At 46.8% G+C, this 14,106-nt stretch carries 11 protein-coding genes; 6 read left to right on the top strand and 5 right to left on the bottom strand.

Annotated features, from left to right (window positions below; translation table 11 throughout):
- Positions 1 to 45 precede the first annotated feature (45 nt).
- On the bottom strand, positions 46 to 429 hold the full coding sequence (locus ACYVF1_RS27980; RefSeq protein WP_461085215.1) for a response regulator transcription factor: 384 nt from the start codon (positions 427 to 429) through the stop codon (positions 46 to 48).
- 466 nt (positions 430 to 895) lie between these two features.
- Here ACYVF1_RS27980 and ACYVF1_RS27985 point away from each other — a divergent pair, with 466 nt between their 5' ends.
- The 3 genes from ACYVF1_RS27985 to ACYVF1_RS27995 all read left to right on the top strand — a co-directional run bounded on the left by ACYVF1_RS27985 (position 896) and on the right by ACYVF1_RS27995 (position 2,142).
- Positions 896 to 1,063, top strand: coding sequence for a lmo0937 family membrane protein (locus ACYVF1_RS27985; RefSeq protein ID WP_461085217.1), 168 nt, complete (start codon positions 896 to 898; stop codon positions 1,061 to 1,063).
- A gap of 437 nt (positions 1,064 to 1,500) precedes the next feature.
- The gene (locus ACYVF1_RS27990) at positions 1,501 to 1,749 is read left to right on the top strand and encodes a YtxH domain-containing protein (protein ID WP_461085219.1); all 249 of its coding nucleotides are present in this window, start codon (positions 1,501 to 1,503) and stop codon (positions 1,747 to 1,749) included.
- Positions 1,750 to 1,779: 30 nt separating this feature from the next.
- A complete protein-coding gene (locus ACYVF1_RS27995) occupies positions 1,780 to 2,142 on the top strand; it encodes a YtxH domain-containing protein (RefSeq protein WP_461085221.1) in 363 nt (120 codons plus the stop codon).
- 172 nt (positions 2,143 to 2,314) lie between these two features.
- Here ACYVF1_RS27995 and ACYVF1_RS28000 read toward each other — a convergent pair whose 3' ends face one another.
- From ACYVF1_RS28000 to ACYVF1_RS28010, 3 genes are all read right to left on the bottom strand, one after another.
- On the bottom strand, positions 2,315 to 2,863 hold the full coding sequence (locus ACYVF1_RS28000; protein WP_461085223.1) for a DUF4833 domain-containing protein: 549 nt from the start codon (positions 2,861 to 2,863) through the stop codon (positions 2,315 to 2,317).
- Between the two features lie 15 nt (positions 2,864 to 2,878).
- Positions 2,879 to 5,464, bottom strand: coding sequence for a DUF5686 and carboxypeptidase-like regulatory domain-containing protein (locus ACYVF1_RS28005; RefSeq protein WP_461085224.1), 2,586 nt, complete (start codon positions 5,462 to 5,464; stop codon positions 2,879 to 2,881).
- 306 nt (positions 5,465 to 5,770) lie between these two features.
- On the bottom strand, positions 5,771 to 8,452 hold the full coding sequence (locus ACYVF1_RS28010; protein ID WP_461085226.1) for a sodium-translocating pyrophosphatase: 2,682 nt from the start codon (positions 8,450 to 8,452) through the stop codon (positions 5,771 to 5,773).
- Between the two features lie 221 nt (positions 8,453 to 8,673).
- Here ACYVF1_RS28010 and ACYVF1_RS28015 point away from each other — a divergent pair, with 221 nt between their 5' ends.
- From ACYVF1_RS28015 to ACYVF1_RS28025, 3 genes are all read left to right on the top strand, one after another.
- On the top strand, positions 8,674 to 8,991 hold the full coding sequence (locus ACYVF1_RS28015) for a hypothetical protein (RefSeq protein ID WP_461085228.1): 318 nt from the start codon (positions 8,674 to 8,676) through the stop codon (positions 8,989 to 8,991).
- Between the two features lie 42 nt (positions 8,992 to 9,033).
- Complete coding sequence (locus ACYVF1_RS28020) at positions 9,034 to 9,558, top strand: class I SAM-dependent methyltransferase (protein WP_461085230.1); 525 nt, start codon at positions 9,034 to 9,036, stop codon at positions 9,556 to 9,558.
- Positions 9,559 to 9,657: 99 nt separating this feature from the next.
- Entirely contained in the window at positions 9,658 to 12,195 is a 2,538-nt protein-coding gene (locus ACYVF1_RS28025; RefSeq protein ID WP_461085232.1) for a PIG-L family deacetylase, read from the top strand.
- A 20-nt stretch (positions 12,196 to 12,215) separates the two neighbouring features.
- On the opposite strand, the gene ACYVF1_RS28030 is transcribed toward ACYVF1_RS28025, so the two are convergent.
- Positions 12,216 to 14,066, bottom strand: a complete 1,851-nt coding sequence (locus ACYVF1_RS28030) for a patatin-like phospholipase family protein (protein ID WP_461085234.1) — start codon at positions 14,064 to 14,066, stop codon at positions 12,216 to 12,218.
- Between the last annotated feature and the right edge of the window lie 40 nt (positions 14,067 to 14,106).

The raw sequence follows: 14,106 nt of genomic DNA on the forward strand, positions 1-14,106 counted from the left end.
ATATAACGAAAAGCAGAGCTAAAATAGCTGTATAAACAAAGTTACTCAAACCTCAACGGTTTGCAAAGCCATTTCAACGGAACGCCGGGTAAAGGGCTTTCCAATAAAATAGTCGGCTCCCTGCTCAGTCGCCCGCCGACGTTCGGTTTGCCCATCAAAGGCACTGATCATAACAACCTTAGCAACCTTCTGCTCTTCCCGGATCGATGGAAGCAGGTCAAAACCCAGCCCATCCGGCAGATTTAGATCTAGAAAAATAGCGTCAAACTGCTGTGAGTGTAAACACTGCCTACCTTCTTCGATAAAATGGGCGCACGTTGGCTGATATCCCAGCCGACGCAATAAACCTGACAACAATAAACAAATATCTGCCTCATCATCGATAATTAATACACGTTTCGATGCTGCCGTATTTGTTGTAATCGCCATTGGCCTATACTGTTGTCTTGTGCTAGCCCCAATCATTGTTCTAAACACGATAATTACATTTTCATAACTTACTTAGCTATCTCATATAAAATATGATGCCGAAATCGCTGTCTTGATACGTATAATGTATTGAGAACCGAGAAAAACCAATGAATTAACCGTTTATATTTAAAAAATTGGCTCTGAATTTCATTGTTTCAACAGAATTATGGCTTCTAAACGTCTCTAAATTGAGCCATTTTTCTACAATCATTCTACATGTGTGGAAATTTATCTACAATTCCCACACTGTATAGAAAAGGCATATTGTACTTCTAAAAACGGCTTTATTTGTATTTAAAGCTCATTTACAAGTGAATAAGGCTGAGTTTCCAGAATCTGTTTGCTTTTTTTTGAAATTGGCACAAATTTTTCTCCTATTCCGGTAATTGCGAGATGTTTAATTCTGATTTACTCACGATATAAAATGGGCAACCTTCTTTACACAATCGCCGTAGTGCTGATTATTATTTGGCTGCTTGGCTTCCTAGGAGTTCTAGGTTCCGGGATCGGTGGGAGTGGTTTGATTCACATCTTACTAGTGATTGCCGTGATTGCCATACTCCTTCGCCTAATTCAAGGGCGTGGAGTTTAGTGTGAAGTATGATATGTCGGCCTAATACAGGCCTTGGCGATAAAAAATTAGACAGTTTATTACTGCAACGTTATTTTAGGTTAAGTACAAGTTACGGTGGGTACGGAATCCCTGCGCCAGATTGAGCGCGGGGATTTTTATTTGTGTGTAATTTTAACTGATCGACGTACTTGGCCTGTTTCGGATTTAAAGCTGGTTATGCATGTTTTGCAACAGGTTATAGTCAAACCAATACATAGCGAATAAAGTAGAATCGGGTAAAACGTGGACGCCCTTGTAGAAAAAAGTCCTCAACACGTGCTGAATCAAATACGTAACATACCAGTGGTAAAGTATTTATTAACAGTGACTTATGTTTTATTTTCGATAGTGGTATAAAATTTTCTATAAGGTTGCTAATATTGAATCGTTAAAGTCATTTACTAACTAGACAGACCATGAGATCATTACCAGGAGTTTTAGTCGGCTTGGCAGTAGGTGCTGTAATTGGTGTTTTACTCGCCCCTGAAAGTGGCAAAAAAACTCGGAAACGCATCACGTCAGAAACAGACTCATTTTTTAAAGATCTTCAGGATCAATTACAAACTGGCTTAGACAGTATCAAACAACAGTATAATGATTACGTTGATTCGGCCTCTGAAAAAGCACAGGAGGTTGTAAGTCAGGCAAAACGTAAGGTAAAATAATAATCACCAATCACTCAAAACTATAAAATTATGAGAAGTACACGCGATTTTTTAACAGGTATCCTCACGGGGGTCGTCATTGGAATTCTGACTGCTCCACGTAGTGGCAAAGAAACCCGCGAAAAATTATCTGAAGAAGCCAACAAACGTTCTGGCGATTTGAAAGATCAGTGGGAAAAGGGCGTAGCTCAGGTGAAAGACGGATTTGAGCAGGCTAAATCGCAGGTTAATCAGTATGCCGACAAAGCCAAAGAACAATATGGTCAATATAAAGATCAGGCTCAATCAGCTTTTGAAAAGGGCAAAGATCAATACAATGATAAAGTTGATGAGGTAGCTCAAAACGCAAAGTCTGGCGTTGATGATGCTAAATCTGCAGCTAAAGTGAACTAATTGAGTACTAGATACTCATCCCTTATTTACTCAACGTCTATGAAAATTGAAATCCCCACCGGATACGTCCGATGGGGATTATTTTTTCTAATAAAAGTCTAACAATTAAATATTAACACTGGAGAATAAATGGCTAGTTAGCAGTACGTTACTGAAAACATTGCTCGGGCAATTATTGATTTTCAGGAATGATACGTTCATATACGGGCTGGTTGGTTTTTAGAGACGTACCAAACATGTCTACATACGTAACATGCGGAATAAAATGGGGTTTTGGATCAACGTGAACAAAAACTTTCTGTAAACAGGCCCGCTGCCCGTTGATCAGCAGAGTAGCTACTGGCTTTCCCTGATGATACATGATCTGAAGTGGCCGCTCTTTAAAGGCGTGTAAGTGAATATCATACGTATCAGAAGAGGACGTTGGTTTATGTGTATATCCATAAGCTAATTTCCACTGAATAGCCGACAAAGACTCACGCTGACCTTTCTCGGCGTAACGTATCCAGTAAACATCCATAGGCTTAATAGGATCTAATTTATGGTTAGCCGTTAGTCGGGCTTCATATATCACCGTGTTGGCATCTTTGCTACGTTGCAAATAAAATAATTGATTCGGTGATGAGTCGGGTACGGGCATCAACTCCCTTAGCGCCTGAGATGGTAGAAAGCTTCCGAATAGTAATCCAGCCAATAATCCGACTATACGTATCAGTTTCATAGCATTTAGCCTATTTTACAAACTAACCTGAAGCGATAGCTTTACGGCAAACGGTGTTACGTTAGGATTTTGCCGATATGTTAATCGATGGATTGCTTCGATACGTAACGCTTTAAATACGTTATCAAACCCGTAACCTACTTCAGCATAAGGTACTTGTCCCAATGAATGAATGGGCAAAACACCTCGATTCTCACCTTCATTTGTAGTAATCAGTGCACGATTACTGTTACTAAGCTGCCCCCAGAGCACCTTGCCTGTTACAAACGACCGCCAACCCAGCCGCCGGATTAAGGGTAAACGGTTTGTAATCAGCCCTTCAAACTTGTGTTCGACCGCCAGCGAAACGTAGCGATCACTAACAAATTCGGCATAGTTCATCAGGTTGAACGCGTTGCGGTTATAAAAAGGCGTCTGGTTGCCTAAATGGGCCTCTAACAGCGGGTAGGGGAGTGTAGAAGGGGTATATCCGGCACGCACGGTGTACTGTGTACGTCCAGCTATTCCCCAGCGAAGGGCGTGGTCTAATTGAATCTGCCATTTATGATACGTACCGGTCTGTTTCCCAGCTTTTCCCAGCGTATAACGTAACGTAATAATGGGTGCCGATTCCGTCGGGCGACGTCGAATCCTGCGGCTAGTGACACGTCGGGCAGGTAGCCGACCCGGAGCGTATCGAGTTTCCAGATACAGTTCGTTAGTCTGAATATTGAGGCTATTCAAGGCAGGATGATAGGGTTCATCAACCTGATTTGGGAAGCTGGAGGTTACTGAACGCATGGTACGTAGTCGTAAACCCACCGTCTGCGTGAAATCTGTTCCAAAATCACGCTGGGCAGTCAGCGAAGTTTCGCGCTGATAGTACGCCTGACGGTACTTACCAAATCGGCTGGTGATTCGAAAAAACGAGTTATCAATTAAATCTTCCTGCCGCAAACCTAGTTGTTCTAATTCGTAGTTGTGTCGCAGGGTTAACAGTGTCATTGGGCGACGGTTCGGTATGAAATTGACTTCCCAGCCTGTTTTCCAAATTTTATCCCGCGTTCCATACGCGCTATAAGCCGATAGCTGCCAGGTCCGGCTAAACATATTGTTCGTCTGTATACCTAAACGTAGCCGATTACCTTCAACCGAATTTCGCGCCCAGAGTGAATATAGTGAACCGATCTCAACACCACGCAGGAGCGGCAGATTACCGCCATTGAGCAAAAACTGCCCAACCTTAGTATACGTCTTCACAATAGAAAGATTCCGGACGGTATCCAGCAGCGCGCGAGTGTGCTCAAACTGTTTCGACAAGTCAGATTGCTCCCGCTGGGCAGGCCAATAGTCAGCCGGCGATTGTGCACGATCTTCAGCCAGTTCTACTTCGGTGACGAAGAAATCAAGGTCTTTAGGCTGATTAATTAGTGGTTGACGAACTGTAGTCAAAAAATCGACGGTAGCGCCAAATGTATGACTAACCAACTCACCAACCTGGGCCGTCACGTGTGTAGACTCTGGTAACCAAGCATTTTCGGTGTCAGAAGCTAATTCGTATGTCTGTTCGATATCGACCTGGTTAATGAAATTTATATTGGCCGCCCTGCCCACCTGGGCATCAATCCGAACCAGCGCATAGCTTAACGTATCAATCCACATTTTCCCCCGGAATACCAGATCACGTTCGTTTTTGGGGTCAAAATCTACAACGTAGCAACTATGCTGACCAACCTGCGCAGTGTCGGCCAGAAAATACGTATAGGCCGAACGACCACCGTCGGCCAGTGGAGAAATAAATTCTTTACTAAATAAGCCAACCTGATTTTTATAAAAATTGAGTGTATTAAAGCCTGCCCCAGTAAACTGCGCTACGTAGCTATCGTCGGTAATACCAACGCTATTAATATTCGTCTTCAGAATTTTCTCTTTGGTGCGTTGCGGATGCTGACGGGCGTACAGCCGTGAGATGGTTTCAGACAGAAAAACGGGTAGCTCATCCGTCTTTTTACCACCCTGTTTCTTTTCCAGTGCTTCCAGAACGGCACGTATCGGCTTGCGCTGACGGAAACGCTCGTCGAGTTGGTTGATACTAATTCCAAGCTGGCTGTAAGCTTCGTATTCATACCCACGTAATTGGCTGAAATCGTTTTGTTTACGGTGTTCGTGAACGGCTCGCAGGATGCGGAAAGCCGGATTCTCGCCCGCACGTACTACCACTTCGGTCAACGTAGCAGCAGCTAACTCCATCACTACGTTGAGTCTGGACGTAGTAACGGCTGCTTTTGTAAGTTGGTAACCAAGTGCTGAAATCACCAACGTATCAACAGGTTGACGTAGCTGGAGCTGAAAATTTCCATCGGCATCAGCCTGCGTACCAACGGTTTTGCCTTTCACACCAACTGAAGCAAACGGAATGCCCTGACCAGTGTTTTTGTCGGTAACCTTTCCTGAAATCGTTCCAGGGCTTACTGCTGACTGACCACGTACAACTAATTGACTTGAGATCAGCAGAATAAATAACAGTAAACGAAATTGAAATGGTACGTTGGCAAATCTGCCAAGCAGCAGCAAAAACCGGCGTAGTAACGTAGTGGATGGAAGTAAATTTGTCGTGTTCATGTTGTTTACTGTTCGCATCGTACGACAATGACCATCCAGAATTGATTATCCCCTATTCAGAAATACGTTTTCTGTCGTACAATTCATGTTGTGAAGTCAGGAGCTTGCCTTGACATGACAAATCTCTGCCCACAAGTCACGTATTAAAAGCAGTCGACCGCTGAAGTAGCAGTATCTCATTACCAATAGTGTGAATTGCTGATTGAATTGTAAGATTGAATCCTGGCCGGGCAATACGTTATAAACAGCAAGAGGCCAGTTCAAACGAACTGGCCTCTTGCTGTGAAATTTAAAATGCTACGTGTTTTACTTCTTCGTAACGCGGATCGAAATCCGGCGGTTCTGCTGGCGACCTTCTTCCGTATCGTTCGAAGCAACGGGGTGTTCCTGGCCGTAACCTTCTGCTTCCAGCCGGTCTTTATCGATACCCATTTTTTCCAGTTCAGCACGTACCGAATTGGCGCGGTCCTGCGACAGTTTGAGGTTGCTGGCGGCCTTGCCAGTGTTATCCGTATAGCCGCCCAATTTTACGTTCACGCTGGGATAGGCTTTCAGAACTTCGGCAATATTCTTCAACTGTTCCTGCGATTGTGGCTCCAGTACCGCGCTACCCGTCTGAAACAGAAGCCGGTCGAAATCGAACCAGGTATCTTTATCAACGGGCTTGTCACCTTTGATGAAGGTGAGCAGTTTATTCTCGATACCAAACTCAGGAATGTTCAATTCAACACCGCTCGTTAGTTTCTGAATGCTGAATTTGCCCAGTTCTGCGTTTGGCGTACTTACTTTATCGTTATCAGCTGCGGTCGATTCTTCGAGAGGAACTTCTGTTCCGGCAGCTTCTTTACCTTCCAGATTGTAACCCGGCGTTTCAGACGATTGCACGGCGATGTAAGGCGCAATTACCAGCGACACAATCGACATCAGCTTAATCAGGATGTTCATCGATGGGCCCGACGTGTCTTTGAATGGGTCACCAACCGTATCGCCGGTTACCGATGCTTTGTGCGGCTCCGACTTTTTGTAATACGTCTGTCCATTAATATCAACGCCTTTTTCGAACGATTTTTTAGCGTTGTCCCAGGCCCCACCGGCGTTGTTCTGGAAAATACCCATCAAAACGCCCGAAACCGTTACACCGGCCAGCAAACCGCCCAGTACTTCGGGGCCGAAAATGAAACCAACGATAACCGGTACGCTCAGGGCTATTGCACCTGGCAGTACCATCTCGCGAATAGATGCCTGGGTTGAAATCGCCACGCATTTTTCGTATTGGGGTTTGCCGGTTCCTTCTAAAATACCCGGAATTTCGCGGAACTGACGACGTACTTCTTCTACCATTTTCATAGCTGCACGTCCTACAGCCGCAATCGCCAGCGACGAGAAAATGAAGGGAATCATGGCGCCCACGAACAAACCAGCCAGTACGTCGGCTTTGTAAATATCGATGGATGAAATGCCCGAAATTCCGACAAAGGCAGCAAATAAAGCCAGTGCAGTCAGAGCGGCCGACGCAATGGCGAAACCTTTACCCGTAGCAGCAGTCGTGTTACCAACCGCATCAAGAATGTCAGTACGTCCCCGAACTTCTTCGGGCAGGTAACTCATTTCGGCAATACCACCCGCGTTATCGGCAATAGGACCAAAAGCGTCGATGGCCAACTGCATAGCCGTAGTCGCCATCATACCAGCCGCTGAAATAGCTACACCATACAGACCAGCAAAATGATACGACGTATAAATACCAGCCGCCAGAACCAGAATTGGCAACACCGTCGATTCCATACCTACCGACAGACCACCAATGATGTTGGTAGCAGCACCCGTTGCCGACTGCCGAATGATAGACATTACCGGACGACGGCCCATGGCGGTGTAATATTCCGTAATCGTAGACATCAACGCGCCAACAATCAGACCCGTCAGAATGGCGTAGAAAACATCCATCCGGTTGAATTCAACACCCCGAATTTCCATCGTCGTATCGGGCAGGACCGCGCCAACCAGAAAATAAGAAGCAATAACCGTCAGGATAATCGAACCCCAGTTCCCCATGTTGAGGGCACCTTGTACATTGCCGTTATCGTCTTTAACACGTACCAGATAGCAAGCTAAAATCGAGAAAATCAGCCCCATTCCAGCAATCAGAATAGGCAGAACAATCGGAGCGTGACCTGTGATATTAGCCGCTTCAGGAATGCGAATTTCACGTCCCAGCACCATTGTTGCCAGAATCGTTGCTACGTATGAACCGAACAAGTCAGCGCCCATACCGGCTACGTCACCCACGTTATCACCTACGTTATCGGCAATGGTAGCGGGGTTACGCGGGTCATCTTCCGGAATACCGGCTTCTACTTTACCAACCAGGTCAGCGCCTACGTCGGCAGCTTTGGTGTATATACCACCACCCACACGCGCAAACAAAGCAATCGACTCGGCGCCGAGCGAGAAACCCGCCAGTACTTCAAGTGCTTTTTCCATCGGCAGACCGTTCATGTCGCCGGTTGTACTGACATACGTATTATACAGAATGATGAACAATACGCTGAGCCCCAGAACGGCCAGACCTGCTACGCCGATACCCATAACCGAACCCCCGGTGAACGATACGTCCAGCGCGCGAGTCAGACTCGTGCGGGCTGCATGCGCGGTTCGTACGTTCGCTTGCGTGGCGACTTTCATACCGATATAGCCTGCCAGTGCCGACGTAAAAGCGCCGAAAGCAAAGGCAATACCAATGACCCAGGAAGAGTTTTCGACCTGCGCTCCGGCAAAGGCCAGCAAGGCGGCTACGATTATACCAAAGACGATAAGAACACGCCATTCCGCTTTGAGGAAGGCAATAGCCCCATCGGCTATATATCCTGATATTTCCTGCATTCGGGCGTCGCCGGCTTCCTGCCGCGATACCCAAACGAATTTGGCGAACATAACCGCCAGACCCACCAGACCCAAAAAGGGGACGATGTAAAGACTATTATTCATCGACTTCGTATAGGTTTGAAAAAAGTAAATTGCCCGCAAAGATAGCCTTTGCCAAGTATAAGCCAACGGACTCAACCCTGTCTGTTGACTTTTTTTGAGGATAAGTACGTTTTTTTTAGGAGTCTAAGCCCAAAATGACACGGCTATACGGCTAATTTGGCTTAAGGGCAACTTTTTCGTAGACTTATCGAGATAATCCTCCTTCCAAACGCTTCCCGTCAATGACATTCGCCCTTAAAATTTTAAACACGGCGCTAATCCTTTTCGCCCTGTATATGGGGCTTAAACAAGGCTGGGCCATGTTGAGTGGAAAACCCGAAATAACGGCGATGTTCAGCAAATGGGCCATCGGCAAAACCGGCCTCCTGATCGTAGGCTTCATTACCATGCTGGGCGCCGTGCTGGTGCTGTTTCCGCAAACGTTTATATGGGCTAATTTCATTACGGCAACCGGAATGCTACTCATAATTGCCTTCCATCTTCGGGATCGCGCTATGAAAGGTATACGGATTGATTTGCCTTTTTCCTGCTTTCATTAGTTATTATCTATCTCCAACATCCGCTTGTGCGAAAGTAAAATCATGCAGCTACAAGAAGCCATTACATTAATCCAGCATGAGGCAATAACAACCGATAAACCTGCTACGTGGGCCGATTTGGGCTGCGGAACCGGACTCTTTTCGCAAGCGCTTGCAACCCTGCTTCCATCGGCAAGCCACATTTTTGCGCTGGATACTGATCCGAAAGCACTACGTAGCATTTCTGATTATAGTGGAGTTTTTATTGAGCCGATTTGTGAAAATTTCGTTACGAACGAATGGCCATTCGCTACGTTAAATGGTCTGCTAATGGCCAATTCGCTTCACTACGTTGTTGACAAACCGAGTTTTCTCCGGAAAGCAGGCCAGCATTTGAGCGAAAATGGTTGTTTTTTGCTGGTCGAATATGACATGGATACACCCAATCCGTGGGTACCTTATCCACTGAGCTACGCATCGCTAACAAAATTGTTCGAAGAAGCGGGTTATTCGACTATCGAGAAGATTCACCAGATGCCATCTCGCTTTGGGCGAGCGAATCTGTATGGCGCCTATATCAGCCGCTGACGTAGCACTACGTAATCAAATTCGGGCCAGTTTAAGTGAAACTGAACTCTGTTCTTCTATAAATTGTAAATTTGTCAGTACACCTAATATACGTAGCCTGTGTCGCTTCCTAAATTTACCGCTGTTCTCTTTCTTAGCTTTCTTTTCGCGTTCAAATCATTCGCTCAGGTGCCGTATGGACCAATTAAACCCACTCCTCCGGGCGAAATTCTGTCAAATATTAAAAAGCTCAACGTACTAGGATCTGTTTTGTACATAGCGGCTCATCCGGACGACGAAAATACGCTCATGCTGGCTTACCTGGCTAAAGAACGACTCGTCCGAACGGGTTATCTGGCGCTGACGCGGGGTGACGGAGGACAAAATCTTATCGGAGCCGAGCAGGGAGAAAACATTGGTGTCATTCGGACGCAGGAGTTGCTGGCCGCTCGACGTGTCGACGGTCCCGACCAGTTTTTCAGCCGGGCTTATGATTTTGGTTTCTCGAAGTCAACGGATGAAGCGGTACGTACCTGGGGACAGGAAAAAGTGTTGGCGGACGTAGTGTGGGCCATCCGAAAATACCAACCCGACGTAATTATCACCCGCTTTCCGCCCGACGCCCGCGCCGGTCACGGACACCACAGCGCATCGGGTTATCTGGCCGAGGAAGCGTTCAAAATTGCCAACGACCCTAAAGCATTTCCTGAGCAACTCGCCTTCGTAAAGCCGTGGCAACCCCGACGCATTCTCTGGAACGTATTTATTCCGGGAGCTTTTTTAAGCAACAAAAAACCCGATGAAGCAGGTAATTTAATTAGTGTCGAAACGGGGCTATACAATCCATTATTAGGCAAATCATATGGAGAAATTGCCGCTGAAAGCCGGAGCCAGCACAAAAGCCAGGGGTTTGGCGTAGCGGCCAACCGGGGAGCTCGTGTGGATTATCTGCTGCTGAAAGGTGGCGAACCTGCTGAAAAAGACCTACTTGATGGTGTTGATACCAGCTGGAAACGGGTCAAAAATAGCGAAACCGTTCAGACGCAGGTGAGTCAGCTTATTGCTACGTTCCGGCCCGATCAGCCAGCCGCTTCGGTACCGGCGTTAGTGCAATTATATGGGGCAATTAGTAGGCTCGATACGTCCAACCTCTACGTAAAAGCAAAACGTCAGGAGGTTCAAACACTCATCCAGCAATGCCTTGGGCTCTATTTCGAAAGCAACCCGACCAGTTATGCAGCCACCCCCGGCGAAACCATCCGCCTGACCAGTAACGTAGTAACTCGAACCGACGTACCCATTCGGCTGGTTGGTGTCCGCTACGTTGCCAATGATTCTCCGGCGCTTAAAGACACAACCCTCAATCTGCCATTGAAGCCAAATGACGTAGTACTGTTGCCGACTAGTTTGACGATTCCCAAAATGGCGAAAATTTCACAACCTTATTGGCTCGAAAAACCAATCGATAAGGGATTGTTTCAGGTTGATAAACAGCAACTAATTGGTTTGCCCGAAAATCCACCGGCGGTAACGGCGAACTATACGTTTGAGCTGGAAGGCCAACGCTTTACGTTCAGTCGGCCCGTCGTTTACAAGATGACCGATCCGGTCGATGGAGAAATTTATCGCCCGTTTATTATTCAGCCTGCGGTTACGGCCAACCTGACTGATCGTGTTTATGCCTTTGCTGATAACTCGCCAAAAACTGCTGATATCGTGCTGAAAGCAGGCCGGGCTAATGTAGCTGGGACACTAAAAATCGACGTACCGGCTGGCTGGCGCATTGAACCCGCTTCGCAGGCTTTTTCGCTAACAAACAAAGGGGACGAGCAACGGCTTTCATTTACAATAAAGCCTGAAGGACAGGCACAATCGGGTTCGCTACGTGCCTCAATGACTACGGCTGATGGTAGTACGTTCACAACGGGCCTGCGACTGATTGCCTATCCGCACATCCCGACGCAAACGTTATTTCCGCCTGCCGAAGCGAAGTTGGTAAAGCTGGACATTAAAGTAACGGCCAAAAATGTAGGTTATATCGCTGGTGCAGGTGACGAAATTCCAGCCGCTCTTCAGCAGATGGGTTGCCGTGTTACGTTGCTCGGACCGGCCGAACTGAGTGGTAATCTGTCGGCTTACGATGCCATCGTGACGGGTGTTCGCGCCTATAATACCAATGAATATTTAGCCCTATACCAGCCAAAACTGATGGATTACGTCAAAAACGGCGGTACGTTGGTGGTGCAGTACGTAACGCCAGGTAGTGGAGGTTTTATTCAGAACGGCCTGAAAGTAAATCAGATAGGCCCATACTCATTTACAGTCGGGCGTGACCGCGTCACGGAAGAGGATGCTAAGGTAACGATGTTGAATCCACAGCACCGACTCATGACGTATCCTAACAAAATCAGTGACGCCGATTTTTCGGGATGGATTCAAGAGCGTGGTCTTTATTTCGCTCAGGATTGGGACAAACAATATACACCCCTCTTCTCAATGCACGACCAGAACGAAGCCGATAAGGAAGGCAGTCTGATTTATGCACCTTACGGCAAAGGTCACTACGTATTTACGGGACTTGTCTTTTTCCGCGAATTACCCGCCGGTGTACCAGGGGCGTATCGCCTGTTCGCCAACCTGATTTCGGTAGGGAAATAACCTGTTCATACCGAAGGGCTTTATCTGTTGTTCTGATTGTATTGGTTATAAAGCCAGAATGGATCGTTCTGAAACCGATTCCAATCAGCCAGTAAATGTGTTCGTAGATCGTCAACAGCCTGCTTCACGTCATCAGATAATCGGTCGTAGGCTTTTGTTTCTTTCTGGAGTCGGCAAATGTATTGCATGAGGTTATAACACGTAGTAAACTGACCAGTCGCTGTTACGTCACCCAGACGCTCGCGGTGTGCCTCATCGAACCAAAGAGTTGTGTCCATTAGCCGGGCTCTCTCGGCTACATCCGATAGTTTAGTTGAGGGGGTAAGTTCTTTGCACCATTGGGCTTTGTCGGGTTTATCACTTTTGCGATTTTTTTCTTTGGGAATCGACTTGTTTTCGGTGCTGAGATCGTAAATAAAATTAGAGGCCAGCCGAAACTGCCAGACAGGATCTTCGTATAAGCGATTATAGTCGGCCCGGCGGATGCGTTTAAGAAACAGATCACTCGCCAAAATCACGATGGATCCGAGCCGGTCGGTAAGCATTCCGATCAGGGTTCCTAACGGCAGATTCGTAAAAAAAGTCGATACTGGCCATATAGTATCGTCGGATAGTATTGACACTTTTTTGACAATTGTCTTCCGTAGTTGATCTAGCCACTCCTTAGATTTTCTCGCCACTTTATTTACGTAGAAACCGAGCAAACTGGCGGCAAGCGTAGGCAATACAAACAAGGCTCCCGTAATTCTCATCCAGTCCTTGGGAGCAAAAATTAGTGTAGACAGGCTCACAGCGAACAACAGCAAACCGAGAATGCCAGCGTAAATACCCCAGGACAATTTATTCTGAACTGAACGCCAATAGTCGGCAAGTGATTTTGCCTGCCAGTCTGAGCCTTCAGTTGTCAGCTGTCTAGGCACAAAAGGAGAAATATATTTATTAGATACATCCGTAATAATGGCCAGATTGAATCCGGCGTCCAGCCGTTTACTACGTCGTCGGTCGGCTTCAACCATACTGGCTATGGCCTGATTATCAACAATACCGCCGTCCATCAACCCAAATATCTGCTGTTCCTCTGGTAGCCGATCCGGAAACTCGATGGCCGTCCGTAACTCCTGTCGGGTGAGAGTATCGTGGGAGAAATCGTCTGGAAAGCGCATCGGTTCAAAGCCCGCCGGAAAGCATGAAGAAGCGGCAATAATATCGCCAATTTTTACTTTTTTGGCTGTGTCAAGGCCTTCTGGCTTGAATTTAAGAAACTTATTACCAATGGTATTAGGGGTACCCGATTGCTGGGTTTGAAACCGGAACCACAGGCCCCGGTAAAACTCAGTAGTATTAAAACACATTTCCCGGATCGGAATGGCCGGATCTTCTCCGTAAATATCACCCAGTGTCATTCCCTCCAGCTTCTGGTCGTACACCCGGGCAAAGGCATTGATTAGGTTTCGGCGCTTGCCTCCTGCCGGCCATTTCGTATCATCGGCCAGAAGCGTCGCTACGTCCTTCAGCGTTTCCGTCCCATTCAGGAAATTGTGGATCGTTTTAAAGTATTCACTAAATGACTGACCTTTCAGCAACGACCGTCGGTAGAAAGCCGATGCCAGTGAGCCGCCCGATGCGCTGGCTATGTACGTAACCTGTTTTAACAACGGTTCACCCTGAAAACGAACGTGTTGTAAATATGATAACGTACCAAGCAGAAAGGACGCGGCACGAAATCCACCGCCCGAGGCAGCTATGGCAATGTTGGTAAATGGTTGTTTCGGAAATTGTCTTTGAATAGACGGTTTAGGTGGCAGCTGAATAAAATTATCATTACTGGAATCAGCTGAGGCCTCTGAACGAAGGTCGGTTGGCGGTATCATCGGGTTTGGGGTATGCACGAAAACTACCCGCTTCTGTTTA

Source organism: Spirosoma flavus, assembly GCF_054778555.1.